This is a genomic window from Nocardioides szechwanensis (assembly GCF_900103935.1).
Classification (GTDB): Bacteria; Actinomycetota; Actinomycetes; order Propionibacteriales; family Nocardioidaceae; genus Nocardioides; species Nocardioides szechwanensis.
Map to the genome: position 1 here is coordinate 1 of NZ_FNIC01000017.1, position 1,709 is coordinate 1,709.

Here is a 1,709-nt window from a genome sequence, read left to right on the forward strand (position 1 = left end):
TTTCGGGTGGTTAGCATCACCGGGCTCGTCATGGGCGCTACTTTGCCGGTACGGGAATATCAACCCGTTGTCCATCGACTACGCCTGTCGGCCTCGCCTTAGGTCCCGACTTACCCAGGGCAGATTAGCTTGACCCTGGAACCCTTGATCATTCGGCGGAAGAGTTTCTCACTCTTCATTCGCTACTCATGCCTGCATTCTCACTCGTGTCGCGTCCACCACTGGATCACTCCGCGGCTTCACCCGCGACACGACGCTCCCCTACCCATCCACACGCCTGAACCAACACAACGAATGTGCGGCTTAGCTTAATATGTGAATGCCATAGCTTCGGCGGATGACTTGAGCCCCGCTACATTGTCGGCGCGGAATCACTTGACCAGTGAGCTATTACGCACTCTTTCAAGGGTGGCTGCTTCCAAGCCAACCTCCTGGTTGTCACTGCGACTCCACATCCTTTTCCACTTAGTCACCGCTTAGGGGCCTTAGCTGATGGTCTGGGCTGTTTCCCTCTCGACAATGGAGCTTATCCCCCACTGTCTCACTGCTGCGCTCTCACTTACCGGCATTCGGAGTTTGGCTAACGTCAGTAACCTTGTAGGGCCCATTAGCTATCCAGTGCTCTACCTCCGGCAAGAAACACGCAACGCTGCACCTAAATGCATTTCGGGGAGAACCAGCTATCACGAAGTTTGATTGGCCTTTCACCCCTATCCACAGGTCATCCCCTCAGTTTTCAACCTAAGTGGGTTCGGTCCTCCACGCGGTCTTACCCGCGCTTCAACCTGCCCATGGATAGATCACTTCGCTTCGGGTCTTGATCGTGCTACTGAGTCGCCCTATTCAGACTCGCTTTCGCTACGGCTACCCCACACGGGTTAACCTCGCAACACAACGCAAACTCGCAGGCTCATTCTTCAAAAGGCACGCCATCACAACCCCACAAGGGGACCGCTCTGACGGATTGTAGGCACATGGTTTCAGGTACTATTTCACTCCCCGCCAGGGGTACTTTTCACCTTTCCCTCACGGTACTTGTCCGCTATCGGTCATCAAGAAGTATTTAGGCTTAACGGGTGGTCCCGCCAGATTCACACGGAATTTCAGGAGTTCCGTGTTACTTGGGAAAACACTCGACAGATCCAGGCTTACACCTACGGGGCTATCACCCTCTACGGCGCCACTTTCCAATGGGCTTGAGCTTCACCAGGATTTTCTTACTGTCTCGTACACCGGCAGATGTACATGAATGCTCCCACGACCCCTCCTCCGCAACCCCTGCCGGGTATCACACGAAGAAGGTTTAGCCTCATCCGATTTCGCTCGCCACTACTCTCGGAATCACTTTTGTTTTCTCTTCCTATGGGTACTGAGATGTTTCACTTCCCCACGTTCCCTCCACACACCCTATTTCATTCAGGCGTGGGTAACTGGACATGACTCCAGCCAGGTTTCCCCATTCGGACACCCCCGGATCACAGCTCGGTTGCCAACTCCCCAGGGCTTATCGCAGGCTCCAACGTCCTTCATCGGCTCTTGATGCCAAGGCATCCACCATGTGCCCTTTACAGCTTGTCAACACAAACACTCAACAAAAACTACAAAGACACAACACACTACAAAAACAATCCACAACAAACACACACCCCCACCAGCCACCAACCCCACCAACTCACCCCGCCCAGCTCACAGAGCCAAACGAAATCGTC

The 1,709-nt window shown here is 53.9% G+C and carries 1 rRNA gene; it reads right to left on the reverse strand.

Annotated features, from left to right (window positions below):
• Positions 1 to 1,578, reverse strand: a 23S ribosomal RNA gene (locus tag BLR90_RS20590); the annotation flags it as partial.
• Between the last annotated feature and the right edge of the window lie 131 nt (positions 1,579 to 1,709).